This is a genomic window from Stenotrophomonas sp. C-A (assembly GCF_054030835.1).
This window is the reverse complement of the sequence record NZ_CM132916.1, coordinates 54,269-78,251: the sequence shown is the minus strand read 5'-3', so window position 1 is coordinate 78,251 and position 23,983 is coordinate 54,269. Positions and strand designations below refer to the sequence as shown.

Annotated in this window: 19 protein-coding genes; 7 read left to right on the top strand and 12 right to left on the bottom strand. The window is 68.2% G+C overall.

All coding sequences use genetic code 11. From position 1 onward, the window contains the following. Nucleotides 1-121: 121 nt before the first annotated feature. Nucleotides 122-1,228, bottom strand: coding sequence for an SDR family oxidoreductase (locus ACW5IY_RS00340; RefSeq protein WP_049436193.1), 1,107 nt, complete (start codon nucleotides 1,226-1,228; stop codon nucleotides 122-124). Between the two features lie 195 nt (nucleotides 1,229-1,423). On the opposite strand from ACW5IY_RS00340, the gene ACW5IY_RS00335 reads away from it, so the two are divergent. Further along, nucleotides 1,424-1,732, top strand: coding sequence for a putative periplasmic lipoprotein (locus tag ACW5IY_RS00335; protein ID WP_049436192.1), 309 nt, complete (start codon nucleotides 1,424-1,426; stop codon nucleotides 1,730-1,732). Here ACW5IY_RS00335 and ACW5IY_RS00330 read toward each other — a convergent pair. Then, nucleotides 1,710-2,765: a DNA topoisomerase IB gene (locus ACW5IY_RS00330; RefSeq protein ID WP_049436189.1), complete on the bottom strand. Its 1,056-nt coding sequence runs from the start codon at nucleotides 2,763-2,765 to the stop codon at nucleotides 1,710-1,712. The genes ACW5IY_RS00335 and ACW5IY_RS00330 overlap by 23 nt on opposite strands. Before the next feature lie 111 nt (nucleotides 2,766-2,876). On the opposite strand from ACW5IY_RS00330, the gene ACW5IY_RS00325 reads away from it, so the two are divergent. The 3 genes from ACW5IY_RS00325 (at nucleotide 2,877) to ACW5IY_RS00315 (ending at nucleotide 9,402) form a co-directional block, all read left to right on the top strand. Next, nucleotides 2,877-3,266 carry an I78 family peptidase inhibitor gene (locus tag ACW5IY_RS00325; protein ID WP_049436186.1) on the top strand — a complete coding sequence of 130 codons (390 nt, stop codon included), beginning with the start codon at nucleotides 2,877-2,879 and terminating at the stop codon, nucleotides 3,264-3,266. A 174-nt stretch (nucleotides 3,267-3,440) separates the two neighbouring features. Continuing rightward, nucleotides 3,441-7,895, top strand: coding sequence for a glutamate synthase large subunit (gene gltB, locus ACW5IY_RS00320; protein WP_049436184.1), 4,455 nt, complete (start codon nucleotides 3,441-3,443; stop codon nucleotides 7,893-7,895). Between the two features lie 61 nt (nucleotides 7,896-7,956). Then, the gene (locus ACW5IY_RS00315) at nucleotides 7,957-9,402 is read left to right on the top strand and encodes an FAD-dependent oxidoreductase (RefSeq protein ID WP_049436183.1); all 1,446 of its coding nucleotides are present in this window, start codon (nucleotides 7,957-7,959) and stop codon (nucleotides 9,400-9,402) included. Here ACW5IY_RS00315 and ACW5IY_RS00310 read toward each other — a convergent pair. Further along, the gene (locus ACW5IY_RS00310; RefSeq protein ID WP_049436223.1) at nucleotides 9,388-11,796 is read right to left on the bottom strand and encodes an ATP-binding protein; all 2,409 of its coding nucleotides are present in this window, start codon (nucleotides 11,794-11,796) and stop codon (nucleotides 9,388-9,390) included. The two genes, ACW5IY_RS00315 and ACW5IY_RS00310, sit on opposite strands and share 15 nt — an antisense overlap. Before the next feature lie 167 nt (nucleotides 11,797-11,963). On the opposite strand from ACW5IY_RS00310, the gene ACW5IY_RS00305 reads away from it, so the two are divergent. Then, on the top strand, nucleotides 11,964-12,830 hold the full coding sequence (locus ACW5IY_RS00305) for a methylglyoxal synthase (RefSeq protein WP_010487313.1): 867 nt from the start codon (nucleotides 11,964-11,966) through the stop codon (nucleotides 12,828-12,830). 347 nt (nucleotides 12,831-13,177) lie between these two features. Here the strand turns inward: ACW5IY_RS00305 and ACW5IY_RS00300 are convergent, their stop codons facing one another. From ACW5IY_RS00300 to ttcA, 3 genes are read right to left on the bottom strand one after another with little or no spacing between them, the layout of a single operon-like run. Continuing rightward, on the bottom strand, nucleotides 13,178-13,957 hold the full coding sequence (locus ACW5IY_RS00300) for a M48 family metallopeptidase (protein WP_032128692.1): 780 nt from the start codon (nucleotides 13,955-13,957) through the stop codon (nucleotides 13,178-13,180). Between the two features lie 59 nt (nucleotides 13,958-14,016). Beyond that, nucleotides 14,017-14,922, bottom strand: a complete 906-nt coding sequence (locus ACW5IY_RS00295) for a recombination-associated protein RdgC (RefSeq protein WP_005411825.1) — start codon at nucleotides 14,920-14,922, stop codon at nucleotides 14,017-14,019. Nucleotides 14,923-14,958: 36 nt separating this feature from the next. Then, a complete protein-coding gene (gene ttcA, locus ACW5IY_RS00290; protein WP_180836268.1) occupies nucleotides 14,959-15,891 on the bottom strand; it encodes a tRNA 2-thiocytidine(32) synthetase TtcA in 933 nt (310 codons plus the stop codon). Between the two features lie 91 nt (nucleotides 15,892-15,982). Between ttcA and ACW5IY_RS00285 the strand changes: the two genes are divergently transcribed. Next, nucleotides 15,983-16,186 (top strand): YdcH family protein, encoded by a 204-nt coding sequence (locus tag ACW5IY_RS00285; RefSeq protein WP_005421068.1) that lies wholly within the window; start codon nucleotides 15,983-15,985, stop codon nucleotides 16,184-16,186. Between the two features lie 148 nt (nucleotides 16,187-16,334). Here the strand turns inward: ACW5IY_RS00285 and plsB are convergent, their stop codons facing one another. From plsB to ACW5IY_RS00265, 4 genes are all read right to left on the bottom strand, one after another. Next, the gene (gene plsB, locus ACW5IY_RS00280) at nucleotides 16,335-18,971 is read right to left on the bottom strand and encodes a glycerol-3-phosphate 1-O-acyltransferase PlsB (RefSeq protein ID WP_049436179.1); all 2,637 of its coding nucleotides are present in this window, start codon (nucleotides 18,969-18,971) and stop codon (nucleotides 16,335-16,337) included. Further along, nucleotides 18,971-19,924 (bottom strand): hypothetical protein, encoded by a 954-nt coding sequence (locus ACW5IY_RS00275; RefSeq protein WP_049436178.1) that lies wholly within the window; start codon nucleotides 19,922-19,924, stop codon nucleotides 18,971-18,973. The genes plsB and ACW5IY_RS00275 overlap by 1 nt, the downstream gene beginning before the upstream one ends. Nucleotides 19,925-20,347: 423 nt before the next feature. Further along, nucleotides 20,348-21,073, bottom strand: coding sequence for an orotidine-5'-phosphate decarboxylase (pyrF, locus tag ACW5IY_RS00270; protein WP_049436176.1), 726 nt, complete (start codon nucleotides 21,071-21,073; stop codon nucleotides 20,348-20,350). Further along, on the bottom strand, nucleotides 21,070-21,993 hold the full coding sequence (locus ACW5IY_RS00265; protein ID WP_049436174.1) for a 5'-nucleotidase, lipoprotein e(P4) family: 924 nt from the start codon (nucleotides 21,991-21,993) through the stop codon (nucleotides 21,070-21,072). The genes pyrF and ACW5IY_RS00265 overlap by 4 nt, the downstream gene beginning before the upstream one ends. A 101-nt stretch (nucleotides 21,994-22,094) precedes the next feature. On the opposite strand from ACW5IY_RS00265, the gene ACW5IY_RS00260 reads away from it, so the two are divergent. Then, on the top strand, nucleotides 22,095-22,748 hold the full coding sequence (locus ACW5IY_RS00260; RefSeq protein ID WP_010487332.1) for a YceH family protein: 654 nt from the start codon (nucleotides 22,095-22,097) through the stop codon (nucleotides 22,746-22,748). Between the two features lie 117 nt (nucleotides 22,749-22,865). Here the strand turns inward: ACW5IY_RS00260 and ACW5IY_RS00255 are convergent, their stop codons facing one another. Together ACW5IY_RS00255 and ACW5IY_RS00250 are read right to left on the bottom strand one after the other, a co-directional pair. Then, complete coding sequence (locus ACW5IY_RS00255) at nucleotides 22,866-23,390, bottom strand: GNAT family N-acetyltransferase (RefSeq protein ID WP_049436172.1); 525 nt, start codon at nucleotides 23,388-23,390, stop codon at nucleotides 22,866-22,868. A 91-nt stretch (nucleotides 23,391-23,481) separates the two neighbouring features. Then, a complete protein-coding gene (locus ACW5IY_RS00250; protein ID WP_100049978.1) occupies nucleotides 23,482-23,967 on the bottom strand; it encodes a DUF3592 domain-containing protein in 486 nt (161 codons plus the stop codon). Nucleotides 23,968-23,983 lie beyond the last annotated feature (16 nt).

The window sequence follows — 23,983 nt, the reverse complement described above, 5'->3', positions numbered from 1 at the left end:
TCGGTCCTTGAACGTGATCGGCGTGGGGGTCCAGCCTACTCCAGCGCGCCTGCCGGGCCTTTGACACCTGCCACACGGCCGCGCGAAGCCTCGTTCAGGAGGCTCCGCACAGCCCGGCGGTTCAGCCCCGCGGCCCGCCCATCACCGGCAGGATCACTCCGCTGATGTAACTGGCACAGACCGGCGAAGCCAGGAACACATAGGCGGGCGACAGTTCTTCGGGCTGTGCGGGCCGGCCCATGTCACTGTCCTTGCCGAATTCAGCGACTTCCTGCGCCGCCTTGTCGGCCGGGTTCAACGGCGTCCACACCGGCCCCGGCGCCACGCAGTTGACCCGGATGCCACGTGGCAGCAGCTGGCTGGCCAGTGCCATGGTGAACGCATGGATCGCGCCCTTGGTGGCCGAATAGTCAATCAGCGCCTTGCTGCCGAAAATACCGGTTTCCGAACCGGTGTTGATGATGCTGGCACCCTCGCCCAGGTGCGGTAGCACCGCGCGCACCATCTGGATGTAACCGCCGATGTTGGTCTGCAGGGTTTCCTGCAGATGCGCGTCTTCCAGGTCTTCCAGCCGCTCGCAATGCAGCTGGAACGCGGCGTTGTTGACCAGGATGTCGATGCCGCCGAACGCCTTGGCCACCTGCTTGACCGCCTTGTTGCAGAAGCGCGGATCACGCACATCACCGGCGATCACCACGCAGCGGCCGCCTTCGCGCTCCACGTGCTGGCGGGTGATGTCCGCGTCCTCGGCCTCGTCCAGGTGCAGTACCGCCACATCGGCGCCTTCGCGGGCGAACAGTACTGCCACCGCACGGCCGATACCAGAATCGCCACCGGTGATGATCGCGCGCATGCCCTGCAGCTTGCCGCTGCCGGCGTAGTCCGGTGCAAGGAAACGCGGGGCCAGCTCCAGTTCGTGTTCATGCCCAGGCTTGGCCAGCTGCTGCGCCGGCATCGCCTCCGGTTGCCGGCGCGCACCGGCCTGGGTCGCGGTCTTCTTCGTTGCTTTTTTTGCCGCGCGCACGTCCTTGGCCTTTTCCTGGTCCTGCAGGCGTCGCTGCCGGGCCGCGACGCGCGCTGCGCGTGGATCGCTGGCGGCCGCCTTGCGGGTGGCGGTCTTCACCACGCGCGGGCGATCGGGGGCGGCGACAGTCTTGCTTGCGGTGCTGCCTTTGCGCACCTTGGGCGAGGCTTTGCGGCGGACGGGGGCTTTCTTGGTACTGGCCATGCAGGTCTCCTCGGGAGGGAAAGGGGCTGCCGGCCAGCGGCCGGCACTACCGGGGGCGGCGCACGCCGCTCCTGCAGTGTCTCCACCTATGCTGTTGGCAGCAGTGAGCGCACCGTGTCCACGATGTGCACGGTATTCATTCCGCCACCACGTGCGGCGTCGCACGCTGCACGCAACCACACAAGGAATGCCTCCATGAAACATGCCATTGCCACCGCCACCGTCTGCTTTGCCCTCGCCGCCTGCAGCAGCACGCCGGTGGCCCAGGTGCAGCCGATCGACGGCGTGATTTCCGGCCAGTGCCACAGCGACATGGTGCGCGGCGCACTCGGCCTGGCCGCTTCGGACGCCACCGTGGCCCGCGCACGCGTGGACAGCGACAGCCTGCACGTGCGGGTGCTGCGCCACGACGGCCCGCGGGTGCCACCGGCGCACGAAGGCGGCGACCGCCTGACCATCGAAAAGGGACGCACCAACAACATCACCGCGATCTACTGCGGCTGAGCCTGCGCGCCCTGCGCAGCACGCGCAGGGTGGCCTGCTCCCACTGGCGCGGCCCGCGCAGGCCGGCCAGCGTGGCCAGTTCGCCGCGCTCCCAGCCGGCAAACACGCACGGGTCGATGTAGGCCTTGCGGCACACCGCAGGCGTGTTGCCCAGCAGCGCTGCCACCTCGCACACCACCGCACGCTGTGCCTGCGCCAGCGCGCGCTGGCTGGCCGGTTCCGGCAGCTCGGTCGCGGCAAACGCCTGCACCGCCGCGACGGTGCCGCCCCAGGTACGGAAGTCCTTGGCGGTGAAGTCCTCGCCCATCACCTCGCGCAGGTAATCGTTCACCGCGCCGGAATCCACCGGCTGCAGCGCACCGTCGTCATCGCGGTACTGGAACAGCGCCTGCCCCGGCAGCTGCTGCAGGCGCCGCACCAGCAGCCCCAGCCTGCGGTCGCCCACGGTCACCTCCTGCAGCTGCCCCGACTTGCCGCGGAAGCGCATGCGCACCCGGCCACCGCGCAGCAGTTCCAGATGGCGGTTGCGCAGTGTGGTCAGTCCGAACGAACGGTTCTGTTGTGCATAGGTTTCATTGCCGACCCGCACCAGGGTATCCGCCAACAGCGCGACCACCATGGCCAGCACCTTTTCCTGCGGAAACCCAGGTCGCTTGAGATCCCGTGACAACCGCCGCCGCAGCGCGGGCAACGCCTCGCCAAACGCAATGATGCGGTCGAACTTGCCGGCATCCCGCTCTTTGGCCCAGTCAGCGTGGTAGCGGTACTGCTTGCGCCCGCGCGCATCGCGGCCGGTGGCCTGCAGGTGGCCGTTGGCGTGGGCACAGATCCACACGGCGGTGTAGGCGGGCGGAACCGCCAGCGCACGGATGCGCTGCAGGGTGTTGGCGTCGCGTATCGCGTGGCCATCAGCATCGCGGTAGCTGAAACCCTTGCCGGCGCGGCGCCGGCTGATGCCCGGCTGGGTGTCGTCGACATAGCGCAGGCCGGCCGCGCGCGCGGCCTGTCGTTCGGGGGTGGAGGGAGTTGGCATGCCTGTAGTGTCGCTGTCGCCATGCCGCGATCCTGTCGATAACACAAGACAAACACGTGAGGGCCGGTTCGCCGCTATGCTCGGGTCTTCACAACCCCTTCCGGAGTCATGATGTCGTTCCCGATTCGCGCCCGTTCGCTCTCCGCCCTGTTGCTGCCGGCCGTGCTGGCCCTGACCGCCTGCCAGGCACCGGCGCTGGATGAACAGGATTCGGCCACCGCCCACGCCCAGCAGGCCGCCGAAGCAGCCAAGGCGCCGGCCGACGACGCCGGCAAGGCCACCGAGGCACCGCCGGTCGGCACCTGCGACGCCAGCCAGGTGCAGAGCCTGGTCGGCCAGACCTACACCGACGCCCTGGGCAAGCAGGCGCAGGAAGATGCCGGCGCCAGCCAGGTGCGCGTGCTCAAGCCCAACGACGTGGCCACGATGGAGTTTCTCGGCGACCGCCTGAACATCGAAGTGGACGACAAGGGCGCCGTCAGCGGCGTGCGCTGCGGCTGAGTCCCGCCCCGCGCCGGCACTGGGTTGCCGGCGCGTTCTGTTGCACCTGCAACCGTGTATTGCGGCGTTGCAGCAACCTGTGATCTAGTCGAGGCATCCGGTGGCCTCACGATGCGCTCCAGGGAATGAGCGGGGACGAGTGTCGCCGCCAACCCTATACGCATCGAGGTAGAGATGGCCCCCCGCAACCGCCAAGGGCTTTACGACCCGCGCTCCGAGCGCGATGCCTGTGGATTTGGCATGGTCGCCCAGCTCGACGATCAACCATCGCGCCTGTTGGTTGATACCGCCATCGCCGCGCTTTCGCGCATGACCCACCGTGGCGGTGTCGCCGCCGATGGCCTGACCGGTGATGGCTGTGGCCTGCTGCTGCGCCGCCCCGATGCCTTCCTGAAACTGCTGGCCAGCGAAGCCGACATCGCGGTCTCCGCACGCTTCGCCGCCGGCCTGGTGTTCCTGCCGCACGACGCCGACGCTGCGCAGGCCTGCCGCGCGCAGCTGCAGGCGCAGGTGGAAGCGGTGGGCTGCAAGGTCGCCGGCTGGCGCGAGGTGCCTACCGACGACAGCGTCTGCGGCCAACTGGCACGCGACACGCTGCCGCGCATCGAACAGGTGTTCGTCGACGCCGGCGTCGGCCAGGATGATGCCGGCTTCGCACTGGCCCTGTTCCTGGCCCGTCGCCGCAGCGAGCAGCTGCTGCGCGAACACGCCGACTTCTACGTCACCACCCTCACCCCGGATGCGATCAGCTACAAGGGCATGGTGCTGCCGGACAAGCTCAGCCGCTTCTTCCCGGACCTGCAACGCCGCGAACTGGCCTCCAGCGCCATCGTGTTCCACCAGCGCTTCTCCACCAACACGCTGCCGCGCTGGCCGCTGGCCCACCCGTTCCGCATGCTCGCCCACAACGGCGAGATCAACACCATCGAAGGCAACCGTCGCTGGGCGCAGGCGCGCAGCAAGGTGTGGAAGACGCCGCGCTTCGACATCGCCGAGTTCGATCCAGTGATCTCCATGCACGGTTCGGATTCGCAGAGCCTGGACAACATGCTGGAGCTGATGGTCGCCGGTGGCATGGAGCTGATCCAGGCGCTGCGCATCCTGGTGCCGCCGGCCACGCAGTCGCTGGAATTCAAGGACCCCGACCTGGCTGCGTTCTACGAGTTCCATGGCCTCAACAGCGAGCCGTGGGATGGCCCGGCTGGCATCGTCGCCTGCGACAGCCGCTACGCCGTGTGCACCCTCGACCGCAACGGCCTGCGCCCGGCGCGCTGGATGCTGACCGCCGACCGCCACTTCCTGGTCGCCTCCGAAGCCGGCGTGTGGGAAGTGCCGACCGAACGCGTGGTGCGCAAGGGCAAGCTCGGCCCAGGCGAAATGGTGGCCATCGACCTCAAGCGTGGTGACCTGCTCGACTCCGACGCGGTCGACCGCATCAACCGTGGTCGCGCGCCGTACAAGCAGTGGCTGCAGCAGGGCGTGACCTACCTGCAGACCGAACTGATCGACCCCTCGCTGGTGGAAGAACCCTTCGACGAAGGTACCCTGCGCAGCTACCACAAGCTGTACCAGCTCAGCAGCGAGGAAGTGGAGCAGGTGCTGCGGCCGCTGGCCGAGACCGAGCAGGAAGCCACCGGCTCGATGGGCGACGACACACCAATGGCGGTGCTGAGCCAGCGCAGTCGCCCGCTGTACGACTATTTCCGCCAGGCCTTCGCGCAGGTCACCAACCCGCCGATCGACCCGCTGCGCGAAGACTGCGCGATGTCGCTGTCCACCCAGCTCGGCAAGGAGACCAACATCTTCCATGCCGGCCCGGAGACGGTGAACCACGTCATCCTCAATTCGCCGGTGCTCAGCCAGCGCAAGCTGCGCCAGCTGCTGAAGATGGACCAGTACGTGCAGGCCAATCGCCTGCTCGACCTGTCCTACAGCGAAGACGAGGGCCTGCGCGCGGGCATAGAGCGCATCTGCAGCGAAGCCGAACAGGCCGCGCGCGATGGCATGGTGATGCTGCTGCTGTCCGACCGCTACCCGGTGGCCGGGCGGCCGATGGTGCATGCGCTGCTGGCCACCAGTGCCATCCACCACCACCTCTCGCGCCTGGGCCTGCGCTGCGACGTGAACCTGATCGTCGAGACCGGCACCGCGCGCGACCCGCACCACATGGCCTGCCTGCTCGGCTTCGGCGCCACCGCGGTGTATCCGTACCTGGCCTACCAGACCCTGTTCGACCTCGGTCGCCGCGGCATCCTCAAGCTGAGCAAGGGCGGTGAGCAGTCGCAGATCGGCCGCCGCTACCGCAAGGGCGTGTACAAGGGCCTGTCGAAGATCATCTCGAAGATGGGCATCTGTACCGTGGCCAGCTACCGCGGCGCGCAGCTGTTCGAGATCATCGGCCTGGAGCCGGAGGTGGTGGACCTGTGCTTCCCGGATACCGCCTCGCGCATCGGCGGCGCCGGTTTCGCACGCCTAGATGCCGACGCGCGCGAGCTATGCGCGCAGGCCTGGGACGCACAGCAGGACGTGGATGTCGGCGGCCTGCTGAAGTACGTGCACGGCGGCGAGTACCACATGTACAACCCGGATGTGGTGACCACCCTGCAGCGCGCGGCGCGCAGCGGTGACCCGCGTGCGTGGCAGCAGTACTGCGATGCCGTGCATGCGCGGCCGCCGTCGGCGCTGCGCGACCTGCTGGAACTGATTCCGGCGGCCACGCCCGTGCCGCTGGACGAGGTCGCCCCGGCCAGTACCCTGTTCCCGCGCTTCGATACTGCTGCGATCAGCCTGGGCGCACTGTCGCCGGAAGCGCACGAGGCGCTGGCCATTGCCATGAACCGCCTCGGTGGCCGCAGCAATTCCGGCGAAGGTGGTGAGGATCCCGCCCGCTATGGCACCGCAAAGCGCAGCAAGATCAAGCAGGTGGCCTCGGGCCGCTTCGGCGTCACTGCCGAATACCTGGTCAACGCCGAGGTGCTGCAGATCAAGGTCGCGCAGGGCGCCAAGCCCGGCGAGGGTGGCCAGCTGCCCGGCCACAAGGTCAACGAACTGATCGCGCGGCTGCGCTACGCCCGGCCGGGCATCGGCCTGATCTCGCCGCCGCCGCACCACGACATCTATTCGATCGAAGACCTGGCCCAGCTGATCTACGACCTCAAGCAGGTCAACCCGACCGCGCTGGTGTCGGTAAAGCTGGTCAGCCATGCCGGTGTGGGTACGATTGCCGCCGGCGTGGTCAAGGCCGGTGCGGACCTGATCACCATCTCCGGCCATGACGGCGGCACCGGTGCCTCGCCGGTCAGCTCGATCCGCTATGCAGGTGTACCGTGGGAGCTGGGCGTGGCCGAAGCGCACCAGGCGCTGCTGGCCAACGACCTGCGCGGGCGTACCCTGCTGCAGACCGATGGCGGCCTGAAGACCGGCCTGGACGTGGTCAAGGCCGCGCTGCTGGGCGCGGACAGCTTCGGCTTCGGCACCGCGCCGATGATCGTGCTGGGCTGCAAGTACCTGCGCATCTGCCACCTCAACAACTGCGCCACCGGCGTGGCCACCCAGGACGAGCGCCTGCGCGAGAACCACTTCACCGGCCAGCCCGAGCGCGTGGAGAACTTCTTCCGCCTGCTGGCCGAGGAAGTGCGCGGTTGGCTGTCGTTCCTGGGTGCGCGTTCGCTGGAAGAGATCGTCGGCCGCACCGGCCTGCTGCGGCAGATCGAAGCGGCACCGCGCGACGGCGTGCGCGTGGACCTGTCGCGCCTGCTGGCCGACAGCCGCTACGAGGGCAGCCACTGCGCCGCGCTGCGCCTGTACGAATCGCCGGACAGCCTGGCCACGCAGATGGATGGCCTGCTGGCGCCGGCCATCGAGCACAAGCGTGGTGGCGAGCACCGCTTCCTGATCCACAACACCGACCGCAGCATCGGCACCCGCCTGGCCGGTGCAGTGGCGCGCGCGCACGGCAACCAGGGCATGGCCGAGGCACCGCTGGAACTGCGCTTCCGCGGCAGCGCCGGGCAGAGCTTTGGTGCCTTCAACGTCGGCGGCCTGCACCTGGAAGTGGAGGGTGAAGCCAACGACTACGTCGGCAAGGGCATGGCCGGTGGCCGGCTGGTGGTGCGCCCACCTCGTGGCGCGCGCTTCGAGGCACGCAGCACCGCGATCATCGGCAACACCTGCCTGTATGGCGCCACCGGTGGCGAGCTGTTCGCCGCGGGTCGCGCGGGCGAGCGCTTCGCGGTGCGCAATTCCGGCGCACTGGCGGTGGTCGAGGGTGCCGGTGATCACTGCTGCGAGTACATGACCGACGGCGTGGTGCTGGTGCTGGGCAAGGTCGGCCTGAACTTCGGTGCCGGCTTCACCGGTGGCCTGGCCTACGTGCTGGACGTGGACCGCGATTTCGTCGATCGCTACAACCACGAACTGATCGACATCCATCGCGTCTCCGCCGAAGGCTTCGAGAACTACCGCCAGCACCTGCACCGCCTGATCGGCCGCCACCGCGAGCTGACCGGCAGCATCTGGGCGCAGCAGATCCTGGACGAGTTCCGCGATTACATCGGCAAGTTCTGGCTGGTCAAACCCAAGGCCGCCAGCATCGAGTCGCTGACTGAAACCCTGCGACGCGCTGCGTGATGTCTTCCGGTAGTGCCGGCCGCTGGCCGGCAACGTTCCCCCTCGCATTCCAGAGCCCGCCATGAGCCGCAAGCACGCCTTCCAGTTCCTCGACCTGCCCCGCACCATGCCGCAGCGCATTCCGGTGGAACTGCGCACGTCCGGCGACTGGGGCGAGCTGTACGGCAAGTTCGGCAAGGAAGATGCCCAGTACCAGGCCGGCCGCTGCCTGGACTGCGGCAATCCTTACTGCAGCTGGAAGTGCCCGGTGCACAACGCCATTCCGCAGTGGCTGCAGCTGGTGCAGGAAAACCGCATTCACGAGGCGGCCACGCTGTGCCACAGCACCAACCCGCTGCCGGAAGTGTGCGGCCGGGTGTGCCCGCAGGACCGGCTGTGCGAAGGCAGCTGCACGCTGGAAGAGTTCGGTGCGGTGACCATTGGCGCGGTGGAGAAGTACATCGTCGATACCGCGCTGGCCAGCGGCTGGCGCCCGGATCTGGGCGCGGTGCAGCCGACCGGCCACAGCGTGGCGGTGATCGGCGCGGGTCCTGCCGGCCTGGCCTGTGCCGACCGCCTGGCACGCGCCGGCATTGCCGCCGTGGTCTACGACCGCTACGAACAGATTGGTGGCCTGCTGCAGTTCGGCATTCCCAGCTTCAAGCTGGACAAGGACGTGATCCACCGCCGTCGCGAAGTGCTGGAGGGCATGGGCGTGCAGTTCCGCCTCGGCGTGGAGATCGGCCGCGATGTCAGCGTGCAGCAGCTGCTGGACAGCCACGATGCGGTGTTCGTCGGTACCGGCGCCTACCGCTACACCGATGGCGGCCTCGATGGCCAGGATCTGAAGGGCGTGCTGCCGGCCCTGCCGTTCCTGGTGCAGAACAGCCGCATCGTCGGTGGTAATGATCCGAAGGGCCGGCCGATTGCCGGCTGGGAAGACACCATCGCCCTGCCAGATCTCAACGGCAAGCGCGTGGTGGTGCTCGGCGGTGGCGACACCGGCATGGATTGCGTGCGCAGCGCGGTGCGGCTGGGTGCGGCCAAGGTCACCTGCGCCTACCGCCGTGACGAAGCCAACATGCCCGGCAGCGCGCGCGAAGTGGCCAATGCACGCGAAGAGGGCGTGCGTTTCCTGTTCAACCGCCAGCCGCTGTCGATCGAGGCCGGTGCCGATGATGAAGTGATCGGCGTGACCGTGGTCGAGACCCGGCTGGGCGAACCGGATGCCAACGGCCGCCAGAACGCGGTGCCGATCGAGGGCAGCGAATCGCTGCTGGAGGCGGACGTGGTGATCATCGCCTTCGGCTTCTCGCCGACCTTGCCGGCCTGGCTGGCCGAACACGGCGTGGAGGGCCAGTCCAACGGCCGCATCGTGGCCGGCGGCAAGGACCGCCTGCCGTTCCAGACCGCGCATCCGCGCCTGTTCGCCGGTGGTGATGCAGTGCGCGGTGCCGACCTGGTGGTGACCGCCGTGGCCGAGGGCCGCGACGCCGCCGCCAGCATCGTGCGGCTACTGGCCCACTGAGTCCGGCACCAGCAGTACCGCCAGCAGCGCCCGCAGCACGTGCGGCTCCACCGGCTTGGCCAGGAAGTGGTCGATGCCAGCCACACGACAGGCTTCGCGGGTGCTTTCCATCACGCTGGCCGTGAGCGCGATGATCGGCACCTGCGCACGCGCCGGGCAGGCATCGGCGCGGATCGCCCGCGCCAGTGCGAAGCCGTCCATGCCCGGCATGTGGCAGTCGGTGATGACCAGGTCGAACGGCTGCGCCTGCCATGCTTCAAGCGCCGACCGTCCGTCGGTACAGGCGTGGACCTGCAGCCCGAGCGCACGCAGGCGTTGCTCCAGCAGATGCAGGTTGGTGGGATGGTCTTCAGCCACCAGCACGCGCGACGCCGGCAATGGACGCGCGTCCGCAACCGCCGTCGAAGGTGCAGCCGCGGGTGCCTCGCAGGCATCCAGGTCCAGATCCAGCCAGACCGTGGTGCCTTTCCCGGGTGAGCTGCGCAGCTGCAGCTCCGCGCCCATCGAGGTCGCCAGCTCGCGGCAGATCGCCAGGCCCAGCCCACTGCCGCCGAAGTGCCGTGTGGTCGAGCGCTCCGCCTGGGCATAGGCGGCGAACACCGCCTGCTGGCGTTCCTCGCTGATGCCCACGCCGCTGTCGCTCACCTGCAGGCGCAGCCGCTGGCCGCCGTCACGCTGCTGCAGTACCTGCACCTGCAGTTCCACGTGGCCGTGCCGGGTGAACTTCAATGCGTTGCCGGCCAGGTTGAACAGGATCTGGCGCAGGCGCAGGCCGTCGGCCAGCGATCCCGGCTGCATCTCCGGATCCAGCACCACCTGCAGGTGCAGGCCGCGGCTGGCGGCCACCGGCATCAGCAGTTGTTGCACCGCGCGCACCAGTGCCGCCAGATCGATGGGCAGCAGCTGCAGTGGTGCGCCCTGCAGACGCTGGCTGTGCAGGACATCGTCGAGGATCTGCCGCAACATCCGCGCGGCATCATCGACCGTGGCCAGCACCTGCTGCTGGTGTGCCTCCAGCCTGCTGCCCGCCAGCCGTTCGAGCATGCCCAGCAGCGTGCTCATCGGGGTGCGGATCTGGTGGCTCATCGTTGCCAGGAAGTGCGCCTTGGCCTGTGCTGCCTGTTCGGCCTGGCGGCGCGCGTCGGCCAGCGCGCGGGTACGTGACTGCACCTCGCTGACGTCGATCCAATAGCCGCTCCACTCGACGTCGCTGTCGTCGCAGGGCAACGGCCGCCCATGCGAACGCACCCATCGCCACCCTTGTGGCGAACGGGTGCGGAAAGTGACGTCGATCGGGCCACGCGCCAATGCAGCCGTCTCGACACCGGCCATCACCTGGTTGCGGTCATCCGGATGGACCGCGGCCAACAACCGCTGATGATCGATCCGCGCGGTCTCCACGCTGATTCCGAACAGGGCCTGCACGTCACCGGCGATCTGCGGAAAGCTGTAATGGCCGCCTGCCGACCGACGCGCCTGGTAGACCACCGCCGGCAGGTTCGCGGTCACCTCCTGCAGGCGCAGCTCCACCCCTCGGCGGCGCACGCCCTCGCGATGGACCCGCCAGTAGCCGAAGGCATGTACCAGCGCCAGGGCGAGCAGGATCAGCGAGGCCGGCACCAGCCAGCGCAGGGGCGACGATGACGGGGAATTACGCGGCCGGTCCGGCAGCCAGTCCGCGCGGATCTGGTCGCGCTCGGTATCGGTCAGCTGCGACAGCGCCTGCTCGAAGCCGACGATGACATCGGCGCAGGCGGGCGTGGTCGCCAGCACCAGGGCATCGTCGAAACCGGCCGGCGCAGCGATCAGCAGTGGATCGCCCTGGTAGCGGCGCAATGCGGCCTCGACGTCGCCGAGGTTGGCGACTACCGCATCGATCAATCCGGTGCCCAGCAGCGGGAGTGCATCGTCCAGCGCTGCCGGTGGCAGCAGCTGCGCACCCACGGCCTGCTCGGCCAGCAGTCCCTGCAGCGGCATCCGGCTGGGGCTGGCCACGGTGCGTCCACGCAGATCTTCCAGGCCCAGCACCGGCGACGCGTCTTCCCGGCGCACGATCACCTGTGGCAGCTGCAGGTAGGGCGTACTGACCACCCATCCAGCGGGCAGTTGCGAGCGGGGCCATCCCAGCAGCGCCTGGGTGCCGGCCGGCAGCTCGTCCCGGTCCACGCTGTCGGCCGGCACGGGCAGCAGCTGCAGTGGCCGTTGCCCGCCCAGCAGCTTCAGGTACGCCGCGCCCAGCCCCCGGGCCTCGCCCTGTTCGTTGGACGACAAAGGTGCGCGGTCTGACGGCCAGGCGATGCGCAGCGGTGTCCTGCAGCCCGTGGCGGAGGCCGTGGCAGGCAGCAGCAGGCTGGCCATGACAGCAATGGCTGCCGGGAAGCCGGCGACATTCACGGTAGGCATCCTCATCTCGCGGGCGGAAGGAACGGCCGCGCTGCGGTACCGCTGCCTGCCACGCTATCTACGTGCGGACCGACGGCAATGAAGAAAGTTGTAAAAGCATCCAGATAGGGGAATGCCGACATACACTGCCGCCTTCACCCGTAACTGCGGAGCGTTCGATGCGCATCGGCCTGGCTGCCAACCGTCTTCATCACCACGACGCGCGCGCCGCGCTGTTCCGTTGGCTGCGCAGCAGCGAGGCCGGCCTGCGCGAGCTGGGCGTGTCGCTGCATGCGGTCGGTCGCACCCATGACGCGATCGAACGACAGGGCTTCCTGGCCGGGTACGCGGGCCTGCACCGTTATCCCTACGGTCGCGAGGGTGGACTGATGAAGCTGGTCGCCGAAGTCGTTGGCATGGGTCCGGATCGGACACTGGATGGTGCGATCTATCTGATTGATCCGGTCGATCCGTCCTCGGTATTTCCGGAAGCCACGGCGCTGAAGCGCCAGTGCGTGATTCACGGCAAGCCGTTCATTTCGACCGTGGCCACCGCCCGCGACTGGGTCGAGGTGGAGCGCGTCCACGCCGGGCTGGCGGCAGACGGCGGCGCCGACGACCTGCATGCGTTCGAAGGCCAGACGCTGGCACTGATCGCGCACGATGCGATGAAGCCGGCGATGCTGGCCTTCGCCGATGAGCACTTCGATGTGCTGGCCCGGTTCGGTGAGCGGGTGGCGACCGGAACCACCGGCCAGCGTTTGAACGAGCTGGCCTGGAGCCGGGGCTGGCCACGTGATACGCCGTGGGTGACGCGCTACCAGAGCGGCCCGATGGGCGGTGATGCGCAGATTGCCGACCGGGTGCTGGAGGGGCGTTGCCAGCGTGCGATTTTCTTCGAGGATCCGCATGTGGCGCGCCAACATGAGGCGGATATCCAGCTGCTGGAGCGCGCGGTGACGACGGTGACGGATCAGGCGGTGTGCATTACGGCGCCGCGGGTGGCGGCGCGGTGGGCGGCGGCGGCGGCGCTGCGGGCGGGGTGAGGGTTTCGGCCAACGGCTGAGCCCCTCGTGGTGGGGCGTATCCGAAGGCAATGCCGTGCTTGGCCGGACGGGGTGGATTGCGCAGGGGTCGCTGCAAGTACGTCCCTGTAAGCTCGGTCGCCGCATCCATGCGGCTCACGCCCCTGCGCAACCCACCCCGCCCGGCCACGGACAGTTTCCGATGTGCCCACCACGGAAGAGAAAAAGAAGAGCAGGAGCGGGTCGCGCGCTGCGCGCGCTTTTGTAGAGCCGAGCCATGCTCGGCTGCTCTTCAACGTGATGACTGGAACCCCGCGCTGCGCGCGTCAGCCGAGCGTGGGCTCGGCTCTACAGGGTGCGGGGCGCGGTCACAGCAGCTGGCGCAGCATCGCTTTGAGGCGTCGCCCTTCCAGCTGGAAGTAGTCGCGCTGTTCGCGCCAGGCGGGGAAGCGTTGTTCCACTTCGTGCCAGAACGCGGGCGAGTGGTTGGGCTGGATCAGGTGGCAGAGTTCATGCACCAGCACGTATTCGAACGCTTCCGAGCGGCCCAGCACCAAGGCCAGGTCCAGTGCCATGCTGCCGTCGGGGGCCAGCGAGCCCCATTGCGAGGACATCACCTTCAGCCGCAGGCGGCTGGGTGCGCGCGGCAGGGTGGGCAGGTACTTCGGCAGCCAGCGACCGACGTCGGCGCGGGTCTGGGCTTCGTAGAACTCGCGCAGCAGACGGCGCAGGGTGGCGTCACCACCACGGGTGGGCCACTGCACGCAGGCGCCGTGCGCGTCGATCTCCAGGCGCGCATAGCGGCCTTCCTGCCAGCGCAGTGGCAGCAGTTCGCCGCGCAGGGGCAGCACGCCGTCTTCGCCGGGCTGCAGCGGCGCCGGCAGGCCCTGGCCCTGGTACTGGCGCAACTGCAGTGCAAGCCAGTCGCGGTGCTGTTCCAGGAAGCGTTCGCCCATCACCAGGCTTGCGCGCGGCGGCAGGGTCAGGCGAGCGCCGCGTTCGTCCACGCTCAGCTTGATGCGGCGCGCACGCGGATCGCGCACGCGCAGTACCTCGATCTCGGCATCCTCCAGGCGCAGGCGAACGGTGTCGCGCTGTACGGTGGCGGGCGGGGTCGGGCTGATCAGGCGGCGCAGCAGACGGCTCATGCACCCAGCATAGCGCTGCTTCGGGCCGCCGGATGACCGGCGGCCGTCGGGCTGCCTGTTCAGTCAGCCTTGCTGAGCTTGAAGGCTTCTTCCAGCAACAGGAACAGGCGGCGGATCTCGGCGCTCTGCAGGGCGAAGCGGGCGTCGAACTCGGCGCGGCGGCCATCTTCGTCGGCATGCTCCAGCTGGTCCAGGGCACCGTCGAGGAACTTCAGCTTGCGCACGATCAGGTCGTCGCCGATCACGAAGGACAGGTTGTCCTCGAAGATCAGCGCCAGCTTGGTCACCTGCTTGCCGGCGTCCAGGTGCTTGTCGATCTCGTCGCAGCGCAGCTCCTGATGCTGGCACTTGACCACCGCGCCACCTTCCACCGGGTCCTTCATCTCGCACTCTTCGCCCAGGCTCAGCCCGGTCGGCAGCGGCTCGCCGGCGATCCAGCCGGTCAGGATCGAGCGCGGCGCGACTTCGGCGTTCAGCGGCATCGCCGGGAAGCTGCCGAGCAGGCCACGGATGTCGGACATGAAGTACTCGCCGGTCTTGCGGCTGGAGGTATCCACCGCCACGTAGCCGTGCTGCAGGTCGATGAAGGCGTCGTTGCGCGAGGACTTCACGAAGGCGCGCGGCAGTAGTTCATGCAGCAGGTCGTCCTTCATGCGCTTGCGCTCGCGGCCACCCGGGCGGCGGCCTTCCTTCTCCTCGATCTCCTCCAGCTTGCGCTCGAGCAGGTCGTTGACCACCGCCGCCGGCAGGATCTTGTCCTCCCCGCCCACGGTCAGCCACAGGTGCTCGGCGATGCGGTGGGAGAGCAGCTCCTTCTCCTCGCGGCCGAACGGCGAGATGAAGCCGCGCGAGTTCATTTCCAGCGCGCCGACCGGCTTCAGCAGGGCGTGCGGCAGCAGGGTGTCGACTTCGGAAAAATCGGTGGTGGTCGGGAAACGGAAGAACGTCAGGTTGCGAAAGAACATGGAATTCCGGATGGCAAAGAGGAAGGGCGGCCGACCTTAAACGGCGGGCGTCTCGGGATCTGCGTCGGCGTCGGCCGGGGAACCGGCCAGCCAGGCATGGGCGTCGGGCAGCGGCGCGTCGTCGCGACGGCCCAGCGCCATGAAATCGAACAGGGTGGTGTCAGCCAGCTGCGAGGGCCGGACTTCGCCCATGGCACGCGCGATCTGCTCGATGCGGCCCGGGTGGTCCTTTTCCCATTGCTTCAGCATCAGGCCGACCTGGCGGCGCTGCAGGTTCTCCTGGCTGCCGCACAGGTTGCAGGGAATGATCGGGAACTGGCGCGCCTGCGCGTACTCGACGATGTCACTCTCGCGCACGTAGGCCAGCGGCCGGATCACCACATGCTTGCCATCATCGCTGCGCAGCTTCGGCGGCATGCCTGACAGCTTGGCGTGGTGGAACAGGTTCATGAAGAACGTGGCCACCATGTCGTCGCGGTGGTGGCCCAGCGCGATCTTGGTGAAGCCATGGATTTCGGCGTAGTTGTACAGCGCACCACGACGCAGCCGCGAGCACAGCGAGCACATCGTCTTGCCTTCCGGAATGACCCGGCTGACCACCGAATAGGTGTCCTGCTCGATGATGTGGTACGGCACGCCCAGCCCTGCCAGGTACTCCGGCAGCACGTGCTCGGGGAAGTCCGGCTGCTTCTGGTCCAGGTTCACCGCCACCAGCTCGAACGGCACCGGCGCCTTCTTCTGCAGCTGCAGCAGCACGTCCAGCAGGGTGTAGCTGTCCTTGCCGCCGGACAGGCAGACCATGACCTTGTCGCCGGCCTCGATCATGCCGAAGTCGGCAATCGCCTCACCGACCTGGCGGCGCAGGCGCTTGGCCAGCTTGTGCTGCTCGCGCTCGGCCACGCGCGGATCGCGGGCGGCGCGCGGCTGGGAACGCGGCAGGGGATCGGGAAGGGAAATCACGGCACTCATGGGTTCCATTCTAACGGCTCGGAGCGGCCACGGCCGGGGGTCGGGATTCCCCTCTCCCGGCAGTCATCAACGCTGTGTATGCTCGGACGCTGTGGACACCTACAGCCCCGCCGAGATCGTCGAGCACCTCGCCGCCCTGCGCGCCGAGCATCGCCTGCTGGATGAGCAGATCACCCGCATGGCCGCCAATGGCGAGGACGAGCTGGAAGCCAAGCGCCTGAAGCGGCGCAAGCTGCAGTTGAAAGACTGCATCGCCAGGCTGGAAAGCCTGCAGATTCCCGACGAACCGGCCTGAGCCGGGTTCAGGTGGGTGCCAACCTTGGTTGGCCTCCTGCTCTGGTGGGCGCCCACCTTGGTTGGCCTCTGCCCTGGTAGGTGGCAACCTTGGTTGGCACGACGGGAAGGTGTGTGGACCAAGGTCCACACCCACCGCAGGATTCAGTTCAATCCTGCGGCGCCGGCTCGTCCGGGCGTGCCGCTTCCGGGCTGACCCGTTCGATGGTGTGGCGCAGCTCGCGGCCGAGGATGAACTTGGCGTCCTTGGCCCAGGCATCCAGGCGCTCGTCGAACAGCAGCTTGCTGTTCTCGTCCGGCCACACCAGGCGCAGCTCGCGCAGCTTCTGGATGAAGCCACGGAACAGGGTGCGGTCGAAGAACTCCGGCGCGGCCGGTGCATAGAGCAGGCTCAGACGCTGCGCCGCCTGCTGGCACAGGCTTTCCAGCTCGGCCGCACCCAGCACGCCCGGGCCGTTCTTCACCAGCACCGAGATGGCGATGTAGTAGCGCTCGAACGCCTGCTGCAGTGAATGGCCAATCGCACGCAGGCGGAATACTTCGTCGGTCTGCCCGGTGTTGCGCGCCAGGATGCCGCCGTCGTCGTCGTTGACGTTCTGCAGCAGGCCCTCGCGCACGAACACGTCGATGGTCTGGTCGATGCGCTGGGCGAACTCGTCCTCGCTCCACGGCAGGAACAGCTCGGCCTGCAGGAACGGGTACACCGTGCGGCCCAGCTGGACCAGGCCGGTGCGGCTCATGCGGCGGTTGTTCTGGAAGCAGCAGGCCACCCACGACGAGGCGGTGAACAGGTGCAGCACGTTGTTGCGGAAGTAGCTCAGCAGCACCGCGGTATCGCCGCTGACGCTGAGCACGTCGCCCAGCGGATGCTTGATACGGGTGAGGACGTTGATTTCCTCGGCGTGGGCGATGATCCGCTCCGGCGAATGCGGGGTCACCGTCACCCGGTCCGAATACGGCATCTCGACCAGCAGCGTCTTGCACAGCTCGATCTGCGCGATCAGGTCGGCCTCGCCCATCGCGTGCTTCGGCGTGGACAGCAGGGCCAGCGCCAGCAGGTTGATCGGGTTGACGTCGGCGGCGCCGTTGATGCGCACCTGGATGCGCTCGGCCAGCGTATCCACCGTGGTCGACAGCCAGGCCGGCTTCTCGTCTTCGGAAACCGCCTCGCCCTTCCACTCCGGCGCCTTCTCGGCCAGCACGTCGTTCAGTGCGATCGGTTCGCCGAAGTTCACCACCACCTGGCCGTAGTTCTGCTTCAGCACCTTGGGGATGCCCCACAGCAGCGACCAGATCGATTCCTTTTCCTTCGGCCGGCCGGACAGTTCGTCCAGGTAGCTGCCGCCCTCCATCAGCTTCTCGTAGCCGATGTAGATGGGCTGGAACAGCACCGGCTTGCGCGGCTGGCGCAGGAACGCACGCAGCGTCATCGAGATCATGCCGCCCTTGGGCTGCAGCAGGCGGCCGGTACGCGAGCGGCCGCCTTCGACGAAGTACTCCAGCGAGTAGCCACCGGCCACCAGCTGCGCGACGTACTCACTGAGCACGGCCGAGTACAGCGCGTTGCCACGGATCGAGCGGCGGATGAAGAACGCACCGCCCTTGCGCAGCAGGGTGCCGACCACCGGCAGGTTCAGGTTGATGCCGGCCACGATGTGCGGCGGCACGATGCCACGGTCGTACAGCAGGTAGGACAGCAGCAGGTAGTCCATGTGGCTGCGGTGGCTGGGCACGTAGACCACTTCGTGGCCCGGTGCGGCGGCCTTGAACTTGTCCAGGTGGTGCACCAGCACGCCCGCATAGATGCGGTTCCACACGTGGCTGAGCATGAAGCTGGCCGAACGCACCACCGGGCTGGAGTAGTCCGCGGCGATTTCCCAGGCGTAGGCGTGCGCCTTCTTCCAGGCGTCGGCCGGCTTCGAGTTGTCGCGCTTGGCCTGCGAGGCGATCGCTTCGCGCACCGGTTCGGCCGCCAGCACCTGGTCCACCAGCAGGCGCCGGGTCGACAGGTCAGGACCGATCACCGATTCACGGATGCGGCGGAAGTGCGTACGCAGCACGCGCTGCAACTTGCGTACCGTGCGCTCCGGCTCCAGGCCTTCGTCCACGGTGCTGCGCAGCGAGATCGGCGGGGCGAAGCGGACGATGGTACTGCGGCCGTTGAGCAGTACCGCCAGCAGGCGGCGGAAGCGGCCGACCAGCGCCCAGTTTTCCGAGAACAGCACAGCGAACCAGCCGCTCTGCTTGTCCGGCGCGCGGCCGACGAAGATCGACACCGGCACCAGGTGCACGTCCAGGTCGTCGCGCACGCGATGCGCCTGCAGGACCTTGGCCAGCGAATCGGAATGGGTCTTGGCACCCCGCTGTTCGGGGATCAGCGAGTTGCTGGAGCTGCGCCGCGACAGCGCCAGGTAGGCGCGCTTGCGGCCGGTCGGGTCACCGGCCAGCGGCACCAGCGGCGACGGCAGGCCGGCCTGACGGCAGGCCTTGTCCAGGATCAGCGCGTTGGACAGGCCGTAGTCTTCCAGCACGTACATGACCGGGCGGCCATCGTTGTACTGGCCCGGGTCTTCCGGCTCGATCTTCAGCGACAGCCACGGCTCGACCAGGCGGCCCAGCAGGCGAGCCCACAACGGGCGGCGGCCGGCTGGACGCGCGTGCGCGGGCGGCGGTACCGGGTTCGGGCCGGTACCGGTCGAGGGGGACGCCGGCACCGTATCGGCGGGCGTCGACTGGGATTCTTCGCCGGGGAACGGCAGCGGGTTCTGTTTCGACATCGGCGCCATTATGGCTTAGGCGGCGGCGTTGCCGCTTCCCCACCCTCGGCGGGGGCTTCAGCCGGTGACGGCGACGCAGCGGCGCGGGCCGCATCGGCCTTGCGCAGCAGCGCGTCGGTGTCGGCCAGGGTGCGGGTCAGGTACCAGTGGCCCTCGCGGCGGCTCAGCGGCAGTTGCAGGGTCATTTCGCGGCCAGCCAGGTCGTAGTGCAGGCGTACCAGCGCATTGTCGCCCTCCACCGACAGCAGCTCGCCGCGCACGCTGCGCAGCGCGTCGTCCACGCCCAGCCCGTAGCTGCCGAGCACCGCCTTGAGGGTGTGGATGAACGGCGCCAGCTGCTGCAGGCTGCCTTCCATGCCCGCGGCCTGCATGCTGGCTTCATCGTCGAAGCCGACCTTGCCGGCCGCGCCGACCAGCACGGCGATGGTGCTGCGCGCGCGGGCGCGGTCACTGATCGGTGCCCCCTGCGCCCAGCTGGCGAGGGTTTCGACGAGTGCGATGTAATGCGCCTGCTGGCCCGGTGTGTAGCCCTTCTGATGGCGCAGGTACTGCACACCGAAGTTGCCCATCGACTGCGCGGCCTGGCGCACGGCACCGGCCTGGCCGGCCAGCTGGCGGTCGAAGCTGCGTTGCAGTTCGGCGCTGGCATTGGGCGTGCGCAGTGCGGCCAGCATCGGCAGCAGCTGGTCACCCAGCGGCAGCTCGGTCAGCGGCCACTGGCTGTGGCCTTCGGCCCAGGCCTGCTGCAGGCGCTGGTACTGGCTCGGCGGTACCGACAGCTTCGCATAGCCGACCAGATCGTCTTCGGCCAGGCGCAGGGCCATCGCCTGCACCGCCGCAACCGGTTCGGCCGCCGGCCTGGCCGGATCGTTGGCCGGTTCACGGCACGCCGCCACTGCCAGCAGCAGCATGGCTGCCAGCCCCCATCCACGCGCAGACCTTCCTCGCACTGCCACGCTCATGCACTCGGACTCCCCGGACCGGTCCGCATCTTGCGGCCTGCGACGTGACAGCGGCAAGCCGGGACGTCACGGTTTCCGCTGTTGCTTGTGCAAGTCACTGACCGGAATAAAAAAAGAGCCGGGATCACGGGGATCACAGGCTCTTCAAGCCGGCGCGGGGCCGGTGGACAGTGTTGTGGCACATGTCCGGTCCGAGGACCGGATGGCGGCGATCCTACGCTGCCGCTCAAGTTAAGGCAACACTTCACGTAGTTACGTATAAATCATTGATTTTATTGATCAACCCGACGCTTCGCATGGAGGCCATGAAATCTACGGCAGGTTTTGCGGCGATTCGGGCACAACCGCTGGTGGACGGATGCAAAAACGCCATCCCGCGCGGGTCGGGATGGCGTTCGGGCCTGCAGCGTGCGCAGCGGAATCTCAGCGCGCAGCCAGCGCCGACGTGATTTCCTGCTGGATGGCCCGGGCCGCGGCCTGCGGATCGGCCGCCAGGCGGATCGGGCGACCGACCACGATGGCATCGGCGCCATCGGCAAAGGCCTGGGCCACGCCAACGGTACGCTTCTGGTCATCGCCGACCGGGCCACCGGGGCGGATGCCCGGGCAGACGATCGAGAACCCGGCGCCGGTAGCGGCACGGATCGGGCCGGCTTCCTGGCCCGAGGCGATCACGCCATCGATGCCGGCCGCCTGCGCGGCCAGCGCGCGCTCGACCACCACGTCCACCGGCTCACGGTCGATGCCCATCTGGGCCAGGTCCGGACGGCCCATCGAGGTCAGCACGGTCACCGCCAGCAGGCGCATGTCGCTGCTGTTGGCGGCGGCGCAGGCTTCCATCATCGCCGGGTGCCAGCCATGGATGGTGGCGTAGCTGACCGGCCACTGCGACAGGCGCTTGATCACCGCCGCGGCGGTGGCCGGGATGTCGAAGAACTTCAGGTCGACGAACACGCGCTTGTCGCGGCGGGCCAGCTCGTCCAGCACCTGGAAGTACTCGCCGGAGGCGAGCAGTTCCATGCCGATCTTGTAGAACACCACGCTGTCGCCAAGGCGGTCGACCCACTCAAGCGCCTGCACGCGGTCAGGCACGTCCAGCGCGAAGATCAGGCGCTCGTCGTCGCGCAGCGGCAGCGGCGCGCGGCTCACGGTGCGTAGTCCAGGGCAGCGCGCTTGGCGTCGTGGCGGGCCTGGCGCGACTGGCTGTAGTCGTTGTTGAACTGCGCCGGCTCGAAGCCGCCGTAGGTCGGGTTCGGCAGCATCCACCAGCGCTCGCCGAACCAGTCGTGGTACTGCTGCAGCAGCGCGTCACGGCCGTCGTTGGTGTTGGCGGTCACTTCGACGAAATCGCCCAGCTGGTCGCCGAACTGCATCAGCACGCGGTATTTCTGCCCGGCCAGGCGGCGGCGGCAGTTCTTCTCGCTGCCAGCCTGCTCGCAGCCTTCGACCACGGTGCCCAGGCCGAGGAACACGCTGTCATCGGCCACCGGCAGGCCCTGCTCGCGCAGGTTGGCCAGGGTCGCGTCCTTCAGGTGCACGGCGCGGTTGGAGATGTACAGCAGGGTCACGCCCTTGGCGTTGGCGGCCTTGGCGAAATCGACCACGCCCGGAATGGCCTTGGCCTTCTTCTCGGCCACCCACTGGTCCCAGCTCAGCTCGTCGTACTCCTTGCCATCGCGCACCAGGCGCGCCTGGTAGGGCGAGTTGTCCAGCACGGTCTCGTCCACGTCCAGCACCACGGCCGGCTTCAGGCCCTTGGCCTCGTTGCCGCGTTCTTCCGGCACCAGCGCATCCCAGTGGGCTTCCTTCAGCGCGGCGTCCAGGTGGTCGGCGGCGGCGCGGTAGGTCTGCTCGGTGATCGCCTTGTACTCCTGCGCGCGCTGCATCCACAGCACTGCATTGAGGTTGTCATTGGCAGCGGCATCGAGCGCGCCGTCGGCCTTGGCAGCGGCGGCCGGGGCCTCCGGCGCAGCGGCTTCAGCGGCAGGCGCATCCACGCGCTTGCAGGCGGACAGGCCCAGCGCCGCAGTGGCGAGCAGGGTCAGGGACAGGGAAACGGGACGACGCATGGATTCACCGGCAATCAGATATACCCGCGCATTTTACCGGCAAAGGCGGTCCCGGGACGGCTATGCTTGGCGGTTGACCCGTTGCCCTTCCGGAGGCCGCCATGACCGATTCCACCCAGACCCCCGACGTCCCCCTGCTCGACGCCGTGCAGGCCCGCCTGCTGGGCTGCCTGGTGGAGAAGGAGGCGACCACCCCGGACACCTATCCGCTGACCGTCAATGCCGCCCAATCGGCCGCCAACCAGAAGACCGCCCGCGAGCCGGTGATGAACGTCGATGCCGGCAGCGTGCAACATGCGCTGCGCCAGCTGGAGGCGCTGGGCCTGGCCCGCCAGCACTTCTCCTCGCGCGCGGACCGCTATGAGCACCGCCTGCAGGCCGCGCTGGACCTGACCCGGCAGCAGACCGTGTTGCTGGCGCTGCTGCTGCTGCGTGGGCCGCAGACGCTGGGCGAGCTGGTCACGCGCAGCGAACGCCTGCACCGCTTCGCCGACACCGACGAGGCCCGCCACGCCATCGATCGCCTGCAGCAGCGCGCGCTGCTGGTGGTGCTGCCGCGCGCCAGCGGCCAGCGCGAAGACCGCTACATGCACCTGCTGTGCGGCGAAGTGGACGGCGCAGCGCTGGCGGCGAAGTACGCCAGCAGCGGCGGTGGCAGCAGCGATGCGGCCGACCCGGGCCTGGCCGAGCGCGTGGCCCAGCTGGAAGCGGCGGTGGCCGAACTGCAGGCACAGTTGGCCGAACTGCGCGGTTGAGGGGGTGGGTGCCGACCGTTGGTCGGCACTGCATCTGAATAGTGCCGACCAACGGTCAGCACCTACCATCAGCCGCTACTGTGCCGGCCAGCGGCCGGCACCTACCAACATGAGGGGTCAGACCTGCGCCGCACCGGGCGTTGCATACAACCGGCTCGGGCTGTCCACGCCCGGCAACTGGATCACCCCACGCACCTGCATGCCCAGCCCCAGCAGGATCTTCCCGGACACGACGTTGTCCAGATCGGTGATGCCATACAGATCGTGCAGGCCCAGCGCTCCGCGCGCATGCGCGAACACCGCCCGCGCCGCCTCACCGGCATAGCCCTGCCCGGCGAATTCCGACAGCACCGCATAGCCGATGTCCGGCCCCGGCAGGCCATCCCGCCGCACCAGCCCGGCGTTGCCCAGCCAGGCACCATCAGACAACCGCTCGATGGCATACATGCCGAAGCCATTCAACGCATAGCTGTGCAGCACCCGCAGCGCGATGTACTCGCGTGCCTGTTCTTCGTCGCGCACGTTGCGGTCACCGATGAAGCGCACGAAGCCTGGATCATTGAGCAATGCCAGCATCGGCGCAGCATCCCGGTCTGGTTCCAGGCGGCGCAGCCGCAGGCGTTCGCTTTCGATGGGATGCATGGGTGGGCTCCGGAAGGAATACCTCGATTTTGCAACGCCAGCGCCCGCCGTGCAGCACGCTCAGGCCAAGTGGGCCACTACGATGCCCAGCCTAGCCACATGCCCCGTCACGCTGGCCGAACAGGATCGGCCAGTAGCGCACGCACAGGCGATGGACGCATGCGGCGATCAGGCAGAACCCCATGCCCATCAGCGCCAACAGCAGCGGTGCGCCCCAGCGCAATCCCGGGTGCTGGATACGAGCCTTGGAAGGCATGCCGCCGGGATATAGCACCTGTACCTGTTCACCGACCACGTACAGTGGTGCCCCGGTAGCAAAGGACGCGGTGAACTGAATCATCTGCCCCTGTGCGGTCTGGAACCTCACCACCGGGCGATGCAGGGTGATGTCACGTGCGGGCATCCCCTCCATTTCCGACCGGGCATCCTCTGCCTGGACGGCCACCACCGTTCCGGTTACGGAAACGGCCTTGCTCGCGAAACGCTGGACGTCCACGAACAGCCAGGCGGCGGCCAGAAGGATCAGCAGGCCCACGGCAAAGAAAAACAGCAAAAAACATCTTAGGAGGGTGGGCATGGTGCTGGCCGGGTTG